The sequence below is a fragment of the uncultured Modestobacter sp. genome (genome assembly GCF_947486615.1).
Taxonomy (GTDB): Bacteria; Actinomycetota; Actinomycetes; order Mycobacteriales; family Geodermatophilaceae; genus Modestobacter.
The window spans coordinates 36,562-52,444 of the sequence record NZ_CANKUD010000002.1 but is presented as its reverse complement, the minus strand read 5'-3'; the positions used below and the strand labels follow the sequence as shown (position 1 = coordinate 52,444).

The window sequence follows — 15,883 nt, the reverse complement described above, 5'->3', positions numbered from 1 at the left end:
CCTCAGAGCAGGGGAGCCGGGCGGCCGAACAGGTGGCCCTGGCCCTGCTCGACGCCCAGCGACCGCAGCGTCGCCGCCTCGAGGTCCTCCTCGACCCCCTCCGCCACCAGCCGGGCGCCGGTCGCGGTGGCGAAGCTGACCATCGCGGTGACCATCGCGCGCTTGGCCGGGTCGGCGTGCAGTCCGGTGACCAGTGCGATGTCGAGCTTGATCACGTCCGGGCGCAGCCGCAGCACGTGCCGCAGGCTGGCGTACCCGGCGCCGGCGTCGTCGACGGTCAGCCCGATGCCCGCCTCCCGCAGGCAGCGCAGGGACCTCTCCAGCGCGTCGTAGTCGTCCACCGGCCGGTGCTCGGTGACCTCGACCGAGACGTCGAGGTGCCGGTGGTCCAGCAGCAGGCCGGTCACCGAGGGGGACAGCAGTGCCTGCGGGGAGAGGTTGACGCCCAGCGGACGTCCGGCCGGCAGCCGCGGGGCGACGGCCAGCGCGGCGCGGGCGGCCAGCTCCTCCAGCTCGACCCCGAGCCCGGCGGCCGCCGCGGCGCTGAACAGCCGCGCGGGGCCGCCGTCCACGTCGGGGAACCTGGCCAGCGCCTCGTAGGCGACCGTCCCGCAGGTCTCCAGATCGACGATCGGCTGGACGTGGGTGACCACCGCGCCCTCGGCGAGGACCTCGCGGACCTGGCCGGCGGGGTCGGCCGGCGGAACGGGCAGCGGTTCGGCCAGCCGGTCGGCGATGACGTCGGCCAGCAGCTCCAGGGTGCGGACCGCCGCCCCGTCCAGGTGCGCTCCGTCGTCCCGGCTCACGCAGCAGAGCATCCCGACCGGGCGGCCGTCCGGGCTGCGCACCGGGGCGCCGACGTAGGACCCGATGCCGAGGTCGGCGGTGACCGCCAGGTCGCGGGTGCCGGGGTGGCGGCGGGCCCCGGTGACCACCGGGGGCAGCTGCCCGCTCAGCACCCGCACGCAGAACGAGCCCTCCAGCGAGGGCTCCATGCCCTCGTGGACGTGCATCTCGTCCAGGGCGCCGGTGGCGGCGCGGATCTGCTGGGCGCTCTCGGTGAACGTCGACATCCAGGCGACCTCCATCCCCAGCCGGGTGCGGGCCGAGTCCAGGACCCGGTGCAGCCAGGCGGGGGACAGGGCGACGGCCGGCGAGGACGGCGACGGTGGGCTCCCGTTCACCCCCGCAGTGTGACCCAGCTCCCGCCTCGACGGAACGCCTCGTCTCGATTCGTCGGCGGGACGGTCGCGTCAGCGCAGCCGCGGGCCGAACCGGACGTCGACGCCGGGGGAGAACAGCACGCTGTCCGGGGCGCCGCCGACCCCGGGCAGGCCGGCGGTGGCGACCAGGTCGTCGTCCAGGGAGAGCAGCTCCGCGGCGTGCAGCGGCCAGGCCGGGTGCTCGTTGGGCCAGTACGCCAGCCGCCCGGCGGTGACCTGGTGCAGCCCCCAGCGGCCGGTGAGGAACTCCGCCAGTGGGCTCGGCTCGGGCAGCTCCGCACCCACCCGGACGGCGATCGTGCCGCCCGCACCGCGGGGCCCCGGCCAGCGGCGGGCACAGCGGTAGGTGAACCGGTCGCCGTCGCGCTCGATGCGCATCCGGGACCACTGGTAGGGCAGCCGGGCCACCCACCGGGCCGCGAGCACCGGCAGCAGCCGGTCGGCCTCCAGCGAGCGGAAGACGACGCCGCGGCGTCCCCGGGCGTCGACCGAGTACAGCCGCACGTTGGTCTCCGCGAAGGACCCGAGGTACGGCAGGCCGGGTGCGCGGAGCAGGCCGATCCGCCGCATCCGGAACGGGATGAGCCCGACGTGGGTGACGCCGTCCAGCTCGTCGGGCACGGTGCCGGCCGGCAGCAGCGGGGCGACCAGGCCCGGGTCGACCGCCCAGTGCAGGAAGGTGACGTCGCGCCAGCCCTGGGTGAAGACGGTCGTGCGCACCGGCCGCGGGGCCGTCCGGCTCACGGGTTCCGGGGAGCTCACCGCCTCAGCCTGCCCGCACCTCCACCGGGACGTCGGCCGGGGTCTCCCGGCCGAGGACGGCGCGGCGACGACGGTGCAGCAGGGCCCGCACCAGCTCACCCAGCGCGGCCAGGCCCAGCGCCAGGCCCAGCCCCAGCAGCAGGCCGCGCAGCGGGTCCCGCTCGAAGGCCAGCCCGCCGACGTAGCCGATCCCGGCCGACCAGCCGGCCCAGGTGAGCGCGGCCAGCGTGGCGAACGGGGTGAACCGGCGCAGCGGCCAGCCGACGGCGCCGGCGGTGAGCGTCACCGTCGTCCGCAGGCCGGGCACGTAGCGTGCGGTCACCAGCAGCATGCCGCCGCGCCGGGCGAGCAGCCGCTCGGCCCGGGTGAACGCGGCGTGCCGGCGGCTGCCCGGCCGCGCCCGGGCCCGCAGCCGCAGACCCACCAGCGAGCCGAGCAGGTAGGAGACGTGGTCACCGGCGAAAGCGCCCAGCGCGGCCACCGCGATCACCGCGGGCAGGTCCGGCTGCCCGGTCGCGGCGAACACCCCCGCGGTGATCACCACGCTCTCGCTGGGCACCACCGGCAGGAAGCCGTCGACGGCGGACAGCGCGAAGAGGACGACCAGCACCCACGGCGAGGCCATCAGGTCCTGCACCCAGCTGAGCACGGCGTCGGTCACGATCGGCTCCCCGGGCACGGCATGCCCCGAGCCTGCTCGGCCCGGACTGCGGGCACATCCACCTCAGGTCGGGGTCGCCCTCCACCGGGAGGACCACCCGGCTGCGACTCCCGGACGACGTCGGCGCGTCCTCCGGCCCGGTGCCCGCCGACGGTCCCGGTGCCCGCCGACGGTCGGCGATCATGATCCCGGTCACCCGCGGGAATGCCCGGCCGCCACCGGTGCCTTCCTGCTCGGCGTGAGTGATCTCTGGGGGCTGACGCGCCGCCGCGTCGTCGACCACGGACGGGTGACGACCGAGCGCTGTCCGGGCTCCCGCTCCCGGCCCACCCCCACCCTCACCCTGCTCTGAGAGGCACCACCCCGTGCTCGCTCGTCTCCGTTCCGTCCCCTTCGCCGTCCAGGTCCTGCTCGGCCTGGTCGTCGGCGTGGCCCTGGGCCTGCTGGCCCGCGCGATGGGCCCGGTCTCCGGCTCCTTCGTCGACGGCGCCCTGGTGCCCGGCACCGACGCCAACTGGCTGACCAGCACCCTGACCACGATCGGCAACACCTTCGTCGGGCTGCTGCGGGCGATCGTCGTCCCGCTGATCGTCACCGCGATCATCGTCAGCATCGCCAACCTCAAGCAGGTCTCCAACGCTGCACGGCTGGCCGGCCAGACGCTGCTGTGGTTCGCCATCACCTCGCTGATCGCCGTCTCGATCGGCATCGGACTGGGCCTGCTGACCCGGCCCGGCGACCGCAGCTCGGTGGACGCCGGCCTGGCCACCTACGAGGGCACGTCCGGCGGGTGGTGGGACTTCCTCACCGGTCTCGTCCCGGCCAACTTCCTCGGCCTGGAGGGCGACGCGGACGGCGTCAGCTTCAACATCCTGCAGCTGATCGTGGTCTCGGTGGCCATCGGCATCGCCGCACTCAAGGTGGGCTCGGCCGCCGACCCGTTCCTGTCGGTCACCCGCTCGGTGCTGGCGATCGTGCAGAAGGTGCTGTGGTGGGTCATCCTGCTCGCCCCGATCGGCACCGTCGGCCTGATCGGCAAGGCGGTGGCCAGCTACGGCTGGGAGTCCCTCGGCTCGCTCGGCGTCTTCGTCGGCGCGGTCTACGCGGGCCTGGCGATCGTGCTGGTGGTCGTCTACCCGGTGCTGCTCAAGCTGCACGGCCTCTCGCCGCTGCGCTTCTACGCCGGTGCGTGGCCGGCGATCCAGCTGGCGTTCGTCTCGCGCAGCTCGATCGGCACCCTGCCGGTGACCCAGCGGGTGACCGAGGCCGACCTCGGCGTCCCGCGCAGTTACGCCTCGTTCGCCGTGCCGCTGGGCGCCACCACCAAGATGGACGGCTGCGCCGCGATCTACCCGGCGCTGGCGGCGATCTTCGTCGCCGAGTTCTTCGACGTCCCGCTCTCGATCACCGACTACCTGCTCATCGCGCTGGTGTCGGTGGTCGGCTCGGCGGCGACCGCCGGGGTCACCGGCGCGGTCGTGATGCTCACGCTGACGCTGTCCACCCTGGGTCTGCCGCTGGCGGGCGTCGGCCTGCTGCTGGCGGTCGACCCGATCCTGGACATGGGGCGCACCGCCACGAACGTCACCGGCCAGGCGCTGGTGCCCACGATCGTCGCCAAGCGGGAGGGCCTGCTGGACCTGGCCCGGTACAACGCCACCCGCACCGCCGACCCGCTCGCGCCGGTGGAGCAGGAGGGCGGCGTGGACGGCGACCTGCGCAGCCCGCAGCCGCCGGTGGCCGCACAGGCCTGACGTGCTGGTGCTCCCCGGGTCGTGGACCCGGGGAGCACGGCGGTCAGCCGGTCAGGTCGGCGCAGCCGGACTCCTCCGGCAGCAGCGGGCGGAAGGTGATCGACCACCGGGCCCCGTCGGCGCCCACCCACGGGGTGAGCGTCGTCGCGCCACGGGCGGCCTCGGCCAGGGCCCGGGCCTCCTCGCCGGTGGCGGTCACGCAGGTCACCCCGGGCGCGATCGGCTCACCGGGCAGCTCCGGCCCGGGCCAGGTCAGCTCCGGCTGTTCCGTATCGTCGGCCGGGGCGGACCACGGGCGGGCCAGGGCGGCCACCGCGGCGGGCTCGTACGGCGCCGGCGCGGCGTCGTCGTCGCCGAGGGTGGCGGTCAGGTCGGTCAGGTCGGCGAGGAGGTCGCGCAGCTGCGCCCGGGCGGCCTCCTGCTCCGCGGTGAGCCCGCCGGCACCCTCGGCCTCCTGCAGCGCGTAGACCTCCCGGGTGATCGGGCCGTCGTCGGTCACGAGCGTGAACCGGGTGGAGGGGGCGTCGGCGAGCGGCGGCGAGCCGAGGTCGGCGGTCTGGTCGATGCCCGCGGCCAGCGCCCGCTCGGCGAGCTCCTGCACGGTCGACCGGTCGGCCTGCTGCACCTGCACGTTCGGCCACGCGGGGGCCGGGTAGATCGCGATGACCGGCCCCTGGGTGATCACCCGGCCGTCGCCGTAGACGCTCACGATCGGCAGCCGGCCGGCCAGCATCTCCGGGGTCACGAACCCGCCGGTCTGCTCCACCTGCAGCACCAGCGCGTCCTCGGCCTCGGGCAGCACGACGGCCCCGGCCCCGGACCCGGACCCGGACTCGGCCTCGGGCACGGGTGCCGGTGCCGTACCGGTGCCCCCGCTCTCGGCGCAGGCGGTCAGCAGCAGCAGGGCCAGCGTGAGGCCGGCGGGACGCAGAACGGTGACAGGGCGCACAGGGAGTACACGGCCGCCGCCGTCCTGGGGTTCCGCGGTCGCGGCGGGCGCGCCGGCGGGGTCCCACCCGTCACTGGCGTCGCGCCGGTGGCGGGGGACCTGCCGGCAGCCGGTAGCGTCGCCGTCCGTGCGCCTGGTCATTGCCCGCTGCTCCGTGGACTACATCGGGCGGCTCACCGCCCACCTCCCGCCCGCGACCCGGCTGCTGCTGGTCAAGGCCGACGGCTCGGTGTCCATCCACGCCGACGACCGGGCCTACAAGCCGCTGAACTGGATGAGCCCGCCGTGCTCGCTGCGGGAGGAGCTCACCGACGGCACCGGCACCTGGACGGTCACCAACAAGGCCGGCGAGCAGCTGATCATCACCATCGAGTCGGTCGAGCACGACTCCCGGCACGAGCTGGGCGTCGACCCCGGCCTGCAGAAGGACGGCGTCGAGGCCGACCTGCAGCGGCTGCTGGCGCTGCACGTGGAGACCTTCGGCGCGGGCTGGTCGCTGGTCCGCCGGGAGTACCCGACCGCGATCGGCCCGGTCGACCTGCTCTGCCGGGACGCCGGTGGCACGACCGTGGCGGTGGAGATCAAGCGCCGCGGGGAGATCGACGGCGTGGAGCAGCTGACCCGCTACCTGGAGCTGCTCAACCGCGACCCGCGGCTGGCCCCGGTGAAGGGCGTCTTCGCCGCCCAGGAGATCAAGCCGCAGGCCCGGGTGCTCGCCGCCGACCGCGGCATCGACTGCCTGACCGTCGACTACGCCGTCCTCAAGGGCACGGACGACCCGTCCCAGCGACTGTTCTGAAAGGACCCCGTCGCCCCCCACCACACGCTCCGCGCGCGGTGGGCCCCTGCGACGGGGCCGGAACTACCGGCGGGTAGCTCCACGGTCGGAGGTGGGAGACTGCCGACGATCACCGGACGGCGGAGGGGCGGCAGCGTGGCCAGAGAACTGACCGAGGTCGGCGTGGTGGGGCTGGGCACCATGGGCGCCGGCATCGCCGAGGTGCTGGCCCGGGCCGGGCTGTCGGTGACGGCGGTCGAGGTGACCGACGAGGCGCTGGCGCGCGGCCGCACGCACGTCGAGCAGTCCACCGGCAAGGCCGTCGCCCGCGGGAAGCTCGAGCCCGAGGCGCGCGACGCGATCCTGTCCCGGATCCGGTTCACCACCGTGATGGAGGACCTCGCCGTCGCCGAGCTGGTGGTCGAGGCGATCCCGGAGCGGATGGAGCTCAAGGCCCAGCTGTTCGCCCGGCTGGACGGCATCTGCCCGCCGGACACGATCCTGGCGACGAACACCTCCAGCCTCTCGGTCACCGAGCTGTCGGTGACCACCGGCCGCCCGGGCAAGGTCATCGGGATGCACTTCTTCAACCCGGCACCGGTGATGAAGCTGGTCGAGGTGGTGCGCACCGTCGTCACCGAGCCCTCGGTGGTCGAGGACGTCGAGGCGCTCGCCGCCCGGCTCGGGAAGATCGACGTCACCATCGGCGACAAGGCCGGCTTCATCGCCAACGCGCTGCTGTTCGGCTACCTCAACCACGCCGTCGAGATGTTCGAGAACCGCTACGCCAGCCGGGAGGACATCGACGCCGCCATGCGGCTGGGCTGCGGCCTGCCGATGGGCCCGCTCGCGCTGATGGACCTGATCGGCATCGACACCGCCTACGAGATCCTCGTGACGATGTACCAGCAGTCGCGCAACCGGCTGCACGCCCCGTCCCCGGTGATCAAGCAGATGATGACCGCCGGCCTGCTCGGCCGGAAGACCGGCCGCGGCTTCTACACCTACGCCGGCCGCGACTCCGCCGAGGTCGTGCCGGACGCCCAGACCCCGCCCGCCGACGACGCGGCCGCCGCCGAGGCCCGCCCGCTGCGCCGGATCGGGGTCGTGGGGTCCGGGACGATGGCCACCGGGATCGTCGAGGTGGTGGCTGCGGCCGGCTACGACGTCACCTTCGTCGCCCGGACGCCGGACAAGGTCGAGGCGGTGCAGGCCGGGCTGACCCGGGCGCTGGACAAGCAGGTCGTGCGCGGCCGGCTGGAGCAGGCCGACCGGGACGCCGCCCTGGCCCGGGTCACCGGCAGCGCCCAGCTGAACGACCTCGCCGACGCCGACCTGGTCATCGAGGCCGTCGTCGAGCACCTGGCCACCAAGCAGGCGCTGTTCGCCGCACTGGGCGAGATCGTCAAGCCCGGCGCGGTGCTGGCCACGACGACCTCCAGCCTGCCGGTGATCGAGTGCGCGAAGGCCAGCGAGCGCCCCGGCGACGTGGTCGGCCTGCACTTCTTCAACCCGGCCGCGGCGATGAAGCTGGTCGAGGTGGTCTCCACGATCGCCACCGACCCCGACGTGGCGGCGACCGCGCGGGCCCTCTGCGCGCAGCTGGGCAAGCACGCCGTCTCCTGCACCGACCGGGCCGGGTTCATCGTCAACGCGCTGCTGTTCCCCTACCTCAACGACGCGGTCCGGATGCTGGAGGCGCACTACGCCACCGCCGACGACATCGACGCCGCCATGAAGGTGGGGTGCGGCTACCCGATGGGCCCCTTCGAGCTGCTGGACGTCGTCGGCCTGGACGTCGCCCTGGCCATCGAGCGCGAGCTGTACACCGAGTTCCGCGAGCCCGGCTTCGCCCCGGCGCCGCTGCTCGAGCACCTGGTCACCGCCGGCTACCTGGGCCGCAAGGCCGGCCGCGGTTTCCGCGACCACTCGGACCGGTAGCCGCCGTGGGGCGCCACGGCGGCAACCGGCGGGGGCGGACCGGACCGCCCCCGGACCGCCGGCCGGCCCAGCCGATCGAGGAGGCCGGCGACGGGGACTGGGTGGTCCGCCCGCTGACCGGGGCGGGCAGCGACAAGACCTACCGCTGCCCGGGGTGCGACCAGGAGATCCGGCCGCGCACCCCGCACGTGGTCACCTGGCCGGCCTACGCCCGCGACTCCGACCTGGAGCCCTGGGACACCGAGTCCGCCGCGGACTGGCGCCGGCACTGGCACACCGCCTGCTGGCGGGCCCGCGACCGTCGTCGCTGAGAAAGGACCACCCTTCCCCCCACCCTTCGCAAGCTCAGGGCGGGACCCTGAAGGGTGGCCGGGGCCGGGGCCGGGGCCGGGCGGCCGTCAGGTGAGCTGGGCGTAGACGACGACGTTGTCGGTGTAGCTGCGGCGGGTGCGGTCGAAGGTGCCGCCGCAGGTGATCAGCCGGAGCTCCGCACCGGTCGTCGGCCCGTAGACCTCCTCGGTGGCGAAGTCGTCCTTGAGGTAGGCGGCCACCCGGGTGACCGCGAAGTCGAGGACCTCGCCGTCGCCGCGGGTGACCTCCACCCGGTCACCGGGTGCGAGCTCCTCCAGCCGGAAGAACACCCCGGGGCCGCGCCGGTCGTCGACGTGGCCGGCCAGCACCGCAGGCCCGACCTCGCCCGGTGCCGGGCCCGCCGCGAACCAGCCGGCCTGCTCGAAGTCCGCCGGGGGCACGAGGGCACCGGCGGCGTCCACGCCGATCCGGGTGAGATCGGTGTCCAGGCCGATGGCCTCGATCCGCAGCCCGGCCGGAGTGGCGACGGTGCGGGCGGCGGGCACCGCAGTGGGGGAGCCGAGCACCACCGGCGCGGGCGGGGTGGCCACCGGCACGGCCCGCGCGGCGTCGTCCGGGCGGTCGACCAGCGCGATGGTGCCGGCCACGACGGCCACGGCGAGCAACCCGGCGCGCACCGCGGTGAGCCGGTGGCGGTCCGGCCGGCGGTGCCGGCCGGACCGCGCCTGGCTGCTCGTCCGGGTCACCACCTCCGCCGGACTGGTCAGGAGGCCAGGTGCCGCGGCGTGCGCCCGCGGCGGGGCAGGCGCACGCCCACGGCCAGCGCCAGCGCGGTCAGCGCGAGGACGGCGAGAGCGGACCGGCCGACCGGCAGGCCCTCGTCCACCGCGGTGCCACCGGCACCGGCCTCGACCCCGCCGACCGGGACGACGCCCGGGCTGGCGGCGTCCAGCACGCTGGTCACGGTCAGCCCGCCACCGTCGCGGTCGAGCACCAGCACGGTGTAGACCGACCCGGCGGCCAGGTCGACGGGCAGCTCGGTCGGCTCACCGGTGCTGCCGGTGAGCGTCAGGGTGCCGGCGCCGCCGGGCACGTCGACGTAGTCGGTGCTCTCGGCGAAGGGGAGGTCGGTGGCGAGCGACGTGCCGCCGGCCAGCGTCAGGTCCAGCGGGGCGCCGGTGCTGGCGGCGTTGACCACCCGGGCGCGTGCCTGCCCGGCGGGCGGCAGGGTCAGGTCGTCGGACAGCACGGCGAAGCCCAGGTCGGCGAAGTAGCCGACACCGGCGATCGTGGTGGCGGTCCCGGGGGCCACCGTGACGGTGCTGGCCAGCACCGGCGGGCTGGCCGGGTCGGCGCCGGCGGCGCGGGCGCTCACCGTGTAGGTGCCGGCCGGCACGACCTGGTAGGGGGAGACGTCCCCGTAGGTCACCGCGGGGAGGACCACGCCGACGTCGGGATCGGACACCGAGTCGATGTAGGCGTCCACCGACGGGGTGTCGGGGGACAGGTGCATCATCCGCACCAGCCCCTCCGTGCCGGACACGGCCGGCGCTGCCGCGGCCCCTGTGGCGACGGGCACGCCCAGGGCGAGCAGCCCGGCGCAGAGCAGGGCGAGCAGTGGTGCGCGGGTCGGCCGGGGCATGGAGTCTCCTCGTCGTCGGTGGTGGTCCGGTGCGTCACTACCCACGGTGCCGCCGTGCACGCTCATCGTCCCCCGCTGATGGTGACCAGCGCGTCGGGGTCCCGCACCAGCGGGTAACCGACCAGCAGCCCGCCCTCGACCTCGGTGACCAGGCCCGGCGCGTACGGCTGGCGCTGGGCGTCCAGCAGGGTGCGCAGCCGGTCGGCCGCGGCCCGGGCCGCGGCGTCGTCCCCGGCGAGCGGGGTGCCGCCCAGGCTGCTGATCACCGCCTGGCGGACCGGCGCCTCCGCCGGCTCGCCGGCGACCGGGAGCAGCGCGCCGACCCCCACCCCGTACCGCGCGCCCAGGCCGGCCAGCAGGGACAGCAGCCGCGGGTCGACCCGGCCGGCGGCCAGCACCGCGGCGTCGTCGGGCGGCACGTCGGTCGTCGGGTTCGCCAGCAGGGCGGCGGCCAGGTCGCGCCGGGCGGCCAGCTGCTCCTCGGTCGGCGCGACCGCTCGGGGGTCGGCCACGGTGAGCACCGGGCCGTCGGTCGCGTTCCCGAAGCGGGCGAGGGTCTCGCTGTCCTCGGCCGGCCGGCCGGTGGTCACCCGCAGGGCCAGGTCGCCCGCCGCGGGTGCCGACGCCGGCACCGGCACGTCCGCGCCACGGACCAGACGCGCCTCGGCGACGCCGGCGTGCAGGAGCTCGGCCGTCGTCCGCGGTCCGGCGACCAGCACGGCGTCGTCCCGCAGCTGGTCGGCTGCCCAGTCGGCCAGCTGGTCGTAGGCGTCCGCACCGAGGTCCCGCCGCGGCGTGCCGGCCAGTCCCGCGGCGGCGGCGACGCCGGTCCCGGCCAGGACGACGGCGGCGACCAGCCCGGCAGCCAGCAGGGCCCTCGGCCGCCGGGCGAGCACCGGGCGGGCGGCCAGGGACGCCGCCACGGTGGCCACCGCACCCAGCAGCAGCGCGGCCGGCGGCAGGGCGAGCACCAGCGCGGGCAGCCGGGCCACCGGCGGGGCGACGGCGACCACGGTGACGGCGACCAGGGCGGTGCCGAGGGCGCGCAGGCCGGGGAGCGACCAGGCGGCGAGCAGGCCGATGACCACGAGCGCCGCGCCGATCAGCCAGAGGTCGACCCGGTCACCGCCCCAGCGGGCCGGGTCACCGGAGTCGGGGTCCCAGCGGGCGACCAGCACCCGGGTGCCGGCGAGCAGCAGCAAGCCCACCCCGGCGGCCAGTGCGCGCCGCCGCACCGCGCCGGTCAGCGCACCCGCGGCGGCGGCTCCGGCGACGATCAGCAGCAGCAGGTCCGGCGCCAGCAGCACGGCCAGCACGACCGCGACCCCGGCGAGCACCGCGGCGGCGACCGGCGGGCGGCTGCCGGGGGCGCGGTCGCCGGTGAGCAGCCCGGCGAGCAGCCACGCCGCCAGCAGCGACCAGGCGCCGGCGAACGCGGCCGGGGTGGCGACGGCGTGCAGCGGCGCCAGCGCGGGCACGGCACCCAGCGCCAGCACGCTCAGCGCGCAGGCGGCGTCCGGGACCCCGATCCGCCGGGCGGTGCGCCAGAGCAGCACGGCGCTGACCAGGAGCACGACCAGCAGCAGCTCCCGCTCGGCACCGGCGAGGGTGGCGTGCCGTTCCACGGCCCGGGTCACCGTCGCGTAGACGGCCGCGTGCGCGGCGCCCAGCCCCTCGGGGGAGAGCGGGGCCAGCGAGCCCTCGCCGCGACCGAGCAGGAAGGCCGGCCCCATGAGGGCGCTGTCGCCGGGCAGCGGCCCGCCGCGCAGCGTGCGCCCGGCGACCAGGCCCACCACGACCAGCGCCGCCAGGGGCCAGAGCAGGCCGGCCCGGGCACGGGCCAGCAGTGGCGGTCGGGCGGCCCGGTGCTGGGCCCGACGCGGCACGCCGCTGGTGCCCCGGCCGGCAGGGGCGCCCCCGTCGGGACCACGACCGGTGCCGGTACCGGTCGTGGGGGCCCGACCGATGTCGGGCTGCGCGGCGTGGGCGGTGGCGGCCTGCGCGATGCGGCCGAGGTCGGGCTGCGCGGCGTGGGAGGGCTGCGCGGCGTGGGAGGGATGGGCGGCGTGGGAGGGATGGGCGGCGTGGGCGGTGCCGGGCTGTGCGGGGTCGGCGGGCCCGGTGTCGGGCTGTGCTGGGTGGGCCGGGTCGGGCCGGGCGGCGTGCGCCGGGCCGGTGTCGGGCTGGGCGTCACGGACCGGGCCGGTGTCGGGCGTCTCGCCGGCGGCCGCCGCCTGCTCCGCCGGAGGGGCAGCCGGGGTGCCGGCTCCCGGCTCACCGGCCGGCTCGGTCCGTCCCACCGACCGGTCGTGCGGGTGGTGGCGGCCCGTCGCGTGCAGTCGGGGTGCGCCGCCGGTGCCGGACGTCGGGGTGCCGTCCGGCCGTGTCGTCGACTCGGCCACGGCCGTCGTCCTCCCCCCGCGCTCGCTCCGGTCCCCGGGGTGGTCGAGGACCGGTCCAGGTCTCATCGTGCCCTCGCGGGCAGTGCCCCGCCTGTGCCGCACCGCCGCCCGCCCGTGCCGCACCGCCGGTGGACGCTCGGGACCGCCGGCTCAGCAGCCGACCGTGCCCGACCCTGACACGGCCCCCGCCGGGCGGCCAGCGGGGGAGACGACGACGGACCCGCCGGCGCGCGCAGCGCCGGCGGGTCCGTCGGGGGAGGTGCGGAGGTCAGCTCCGGCCGGGAGTGGCCGGACCGCCCCCCTGACCGGCGGTCACCGCGGGGTTCGGCTGCACCCGGGTGGCCGGGCCACGGGCCGGGACCGGCGGCGTCTGCCGCGGCGTCGGCTGGGGCCGCTGCTGGGCCGCCGGGCGCTCCACGGCCGGCTGCTCGGCGGTGCCGGGCTGCGTCGCGTCGTCCGCGTCACCGGTGGGCTGCGCCGCTGCCGCCTCGGGCCGCTGGGCCGCCACCTGCTGCGTCGGGTGGGCGGGGGGCGGCGTCCGGACGCCCTGGCGCTGGCCCCCGGCCGGCTCGGGTGCCGCTGCCGCGCCCGACCCGGCCGGTGCGGGCAGCCGCACCTCCTGGGTCTCTGCCGCCCGCGCCGGTACGGCCGCAGCCGGCCGGGTCCCCGCAGCCGAGCTGCCGGACGGGGCCTGCTGGGCCGGTACCGGCTGCGCGGGTGCCTGCTGGGCCGGTGCCTGCTGAGCCGGAGCCTGCTGGACCGGAGCCGGTCGGCTTGCAGCCTGCGCTGCCGGTGCCTGCTCGCCCCGGGGCGCCTGCTCGCGCTGTGCTGTCTGCTCGCGCTGTGCTGTCTGCTCGCGCTGTGCTGTCTGCTCGCGCTCTGCTGCCTGCTCGCGCTGTGCTGCCTGCTCGCGCTGGGCCGCCTGCTCGCGCTGCGGTGCCTGGGCGGTGGGTGCCTCGGTCGCTTGCTGGCCGCGGCCCTGCGGAGCCTCGGACGGGGCAGGCTGCTGCGGGGCGGCCCCCTGGGCCGGGGCGTCGCTGCCCTGCTGCGGGCGGTCCGAGAGGTCCGGCAGCTGGCCGAGCAGCGAGCGGACGTCGGTCAGCCGGCCGACCAGCTCGTCGCGGACAGCGCGGATCGCGGCGGCGGCCGCCTCCGCCTCGGCGACGGTGCGGCGGGCGCGCTCGTCGGCCTCGGCGACCCGCTGCTGCGCGGTGGCGATCGAGGTGCGCTCGCGCTCCTCCTCCAGCCGGGCCGCCTCGGTGCGGCGGGCGCGCTGGGCGATCTCGAAGTCCTGCTCGGCCTTGGCGCGGCGGGCCTGCGAGTCGGCGTCGAGCCGGGCCACCCGCTCCTGGGCCTTGGTGACCAGGTCGTCGGCGCGGGCCTGCGCGACGGCGGCGATCTGCTCGGCGTGCTGGCGGGCCTCGACGACCAGACGCTCGGCCTCGGCCCGGCTGGCCGCGGACCGCTCGCCCAGCGCGCGCTCCTCGCCGGCCACCCGCTCGCGGATCGCCTCCGCCTCGGCGGCCACCGCGCCCTGCAGCTGGGCGGCCTGCTCCTCGGCCGCGCGGCGGATCTCCGCCGCCTCCTCCTCGGCCAGCCGCAGCATGTTGGAGATGCGCTCGCCCATGTTCTCGAACGTGGGGGCGCTGGCGGTCGCCGCGCGGCGGCGCAGCGACTCGACCTCGCCGTGCAGCGCCTGCAGCTGGCGGGCCAGGTCGGCGGAGCGGGCGACGGCGGCGTCGCGGTCGGCGAGCGCAACACGCATGTCGGCGTCCAGGCCGGCGAGGGTCTCGGCGACCTGTTCCCGGTCGTACCCCTTGCGGACGACGTCGAAGGTCGGCCCGCCGTCGCGGTAGTCGATCAGTTCGTCGCGGGGGTCGCTCATGCGGTCATCCTCGCATTGATCGCGGGTGCGGTCAGCGTGTCGTGGACCGCTCCCAGCGAACTGCCAGACCCCGCCCTGCCGGTCCTCGCGAGGACCGGCAGGGCGCTGTGCACGGGCCCGCCGCGGGGCCGTGCGCGGTCGGCCGGGCACACCTGGGCTACTGGTCCCGGAACCGGTTGATCGCGGTGAGGTGCTGCTCGCGCAGGGCGGTGTCCCGCACGCCGAGGCCCTCCTCGGGGGCGAGGGTGAGCACCCCGACCTTGCCCTGGTGCAGGTTGCGGTGGACGTCGTAGGTGGCCTGGCCGACGTCCGCCATGGCGTAGGTCTTGGACAGCGTCGGGTGGATGAGCCCCCGCTGGATCAGCCGGTTGGCCTCCCAGGCCTCGCGGTAGTTGGCGAAGTGCGAGCCGACGATCCGCTTGAGGTTCATCCAGAGGTACCGGTTGTCGTAGGAGTGCAGGAAGCCGCTGGTCGAGGCGCAGGTGACGATCGTGCCGCCCCGGCGGGCGACGTAGACGCTGGCGCCGAAGGTCTCCCGGCCGGGGTGCTCGAAGACGATGTCGGCGTCGTCCCCGCCGGTCAGCTCGCGGATCCGGGCGCCCAGCCGCTTCCACTCGTCGGGGTCCTGGGTCTCCTCGTCGGACCAGAACCGGTACTGCTCGGCCGACCGGTCGATCACCAGCTCGGCGCCCATCGAGCGCACGATCTCGGCCTTCTCCGGGCTGCCGACCACGCACACCGGGATCGCGCCGCCGCCCAGCGCCATCTGGGTGGCGTAGGAGCCCAGCCCACCGGAGGCACCCCAGATCAGCACGACGTCGCCCTGCTTCATCGCCGCGCCGTTGCGGCTGACCAGCTGCCGGTAGGCGGTGGAGTTGACCAGCCCGGGGCAGGCGGCCTCCTCCCAGGTGAGGTGGGCCGGCTTGGGCATCAGCTGGTTGCTCTTGACCAGGGACAGCTCGGCCAGGCCGCCGAAGTTGGTCTCGAAGCCCCAGATCCGCTGCTGCGGGTCCATCATCGTGTCGTCGTGGCCGGCCGGGTCCTCCAGCTCGACCGACAGGCAGTGCGCGACCACCTCGTCACCTGGCGCCCACCGGTTCACCCCGGGGCCGACCCGGACGACGACGCCGGCCAGGTCGGAGCCGACCACGTGGTAGGGCAGGTCGTGCTTCTTCGTCAGGTCGTTGAGCCGGCCGTAGCGGGCGAGGAAGCCGAAGGTCGACACCGGCTCGAAGATCGACGTCCAGACGGTGTTGTAGTTGACCGAGGAGGCCATCACCGCCACCAGCGCCTCGCCCGGGCCGAGCTCGGGTGTCGGCACCTCCTCCACGTGCAGGGAGCGGCGGGGGTCCTTGTCCTTCGTCTCCAGGCCCTCGAACACCTCCTGCTCGTCCTTGCGGACCAGCACCGCGCGGTAGGACCCCGGTGTCGGGAGCCCTCCGATCGCGTCGAGGTCGTCGGCGAGGATGGCGTCCCTGATCTGGTCCATGCGTGCGCTCCCGGGTCGTCGTTGGCTCGAGGGGCAGTGCGGTGCGCGGAGGCTACTGGCGGGTAGCTCCGGCTGGCCAGGTCGT

13 protein-coding genes are annotated in these 15,883 nt (G+C 76.1%); 4 read left to right on the top strand and 9 right to left on the bottom strand.

What is annotated here, in order from left to right; translation table 11 throughout:
- Window positions 1–2: 2 nt before the first annotated feature.
- From Q1A09_RS03565 to Q1A09_RS03555, 3 genes are all read right to left on the bottom strand, one after another.
- The gene (locus Q1A09_RS03565; RefSeq protein ID WP_299952108.1) at window positions 3–1,184 is read right to left on the bottom strand and encodes an EAL domain-containing protein; all 1,182 of its coding nucleotides are present in this window, start codon (window positions 1,182–1,184) and stop codon (window positions 3–5) included.
- Window positions 1,185–1,253: 69 nt separating this feature from the next.
- Window positions 1,254–1,985 (bottom strand): YqjF family protein, encoded by a 732-nt coding sequence (locus Q1A09_RS03560; RefSeq protein WP_299952107.1) that lies wholly within the window; start codon window positions 1,983–1,985, stop codon window positions 1,254–1,256.
- Window positions 1,986–1,989: 4 nt separating this feature from the next.
- Window positions 1,990–2,646, bottom strand: a complete 657-nt coding sequence (locus tag Q1A09_RS03555; protein WP_299952106.1) for a DedA family protein — start codon at window positions 2,644–2,646, stop codon at window positions 1,990–1,992.
- Between the two features lie 365 nt (window positions 2,647–3,011).
- Between Q1A09_RS03555 and Q1A09_RS03550 the strand changes: the two genes are divergently transcribed.
- Window positions 3,012–4,400 (top strand): dicarboxylate/amino acid:cation symporter, encoded by a 1,389-nt coding sequence (locus Q1A09_RS03550; RefSeq protein ID WP_299952105.1) that lies wholly within the window; start codon window positions 3,012–3,014, stop codon window positions 4,398–4,400.
- A 43-nt stretch (window positions 4,401–4,443) separates the two neighbouring features.
- Here Q1A09_RS03550 and Q1A09_RS03545 read toward each other — a convergent pair whose 3' ends face one another.
- Window positions 4,444–5,349: a hypothetical protein gene (locus tag Q1A09_RS03545; RefSeq protein WP_299952104.1), complete on the bottom strand. Its 906-nt coding sequence runs from the start codon at window positions 5,347–5,349 to the stop codon at window positions 4,444–4,446.
- A gap of 127 nt (window positions 5,350–5,476) precedes the next feature.
- On the opposite strand from Q1A09_RS03545, the gene nucS reads away from it, so the two are divergent.
- From nucS to Q1A09_RS03530, 3 genes are all read left to right on the top strand, one after another.
- Entirely contained in the window at window positions 5,477–6,148 is a 672-nt protein-coding gene (gene nucS, locus Q1A09_RS03540) for an endonuclease NucS (protein WP_299952103.1), read from the top strand.
- Window positions 6,149–6,283: 135 nt separating this feature from the next.
- Complete coding sequence (locus Q1A09_RS03535; RefSeq protein WP_299952102.1) at window positions 6,284–8,068, top strand: 3-hydroxyacyl-CoA dehydrogenase family protein; 1,785 nt, start codon at window positions 6,284–6,286, stop codon at window positions 8,066–8,068.
- 5 nt (window positions 8,069–8,073) lie between these two features.
- Window positions 8,074–8,379, top strand: coding sequence for a hypothetical protein (locus Q1A09_RS03530; RefSeq protein ID WP_299952101.1), 306 nt, complete (start codon window positions 8,074–8,076; stop codon window positions 8,377–8,379).
- Window positions 8,380–8,466: 87 nt separating this feature from the next.
- On the opposite strand, the gene Q1A09_RS03525 is transcribed toward Q1A09_RS03530, so the two are convergent.
- The 5 genes from Q1A09_RS03525 to ccrA all read right to left on the bottom strand — a co-directional run bounded on the left by Q1A09_RS03525 (window position 8,467) and on the right by ccrA (window position 15,798).
- Window positions 8,467–9,126 (bottom strand): class F sortase, encoded by a 660-nt coding sequence (locus tag Q1A09_RS03525; protein WP_299952100.1) that lies wholly within the window; start codon window positions 9,124–9,126, stop codon window positions 8,467–8,469.
- A gap of 17 nt (window positions 9,127–9,143) precedes the next feature.
- The gene (locus tag Q1A09_RS03520; protein ID WP_299952099.1) at window positions 9,144–10,022 is read right to left on the bottom strand and encodes a DUF4397 domain-containing protein; all 879 of its coding nucleotides are present in this window, start codon (window positions 10,020–10,022) and stop codon (window positions 9,144–9,146) included.
- Window positions 10,023–10,084: 62 nt separating this feature from the next.
- On the bottom strand, window positions 10,085–12,322 hold the full coding sequence (locus Q1A09_RS03515; RefSeq protein WP_299952098.1) for a hypothetical protein: 2,238 nt from the start codon (window positions 12,320–12,322) through the stop codon (window positions 10,085–10,087).
- Between the two features lie 370 nt (window positions 12,323–12,692).
- On the bottom strand, window positions 12,693–14,309 hold the full coding sequence (locus Q1A09_RS03510) for a hypothetical protein (protein ID WP_299952097.1): 1,617 nt from the start codon (window positions 14,307–14,309) through the stop codon (window positions 12,693–12,695).
- Between the two features lie 157 nt (window positions 14,310–14,466).
- Window positions 14,467–15,798 (bottom strand): crotonyl-CoA carboxylase/reductase, encoded by a 1,332-nt coding sequence (ccrA, locus tag Q1A09_RS03505; RefSeq protein WP_299952096.1) that lies wholly within the window; start codon window positions 15,796–15,798, stop codon window positions 14,467–14,469.
- Window positions 15,799–15,883 lie beyond the last annotated feature (85 nt).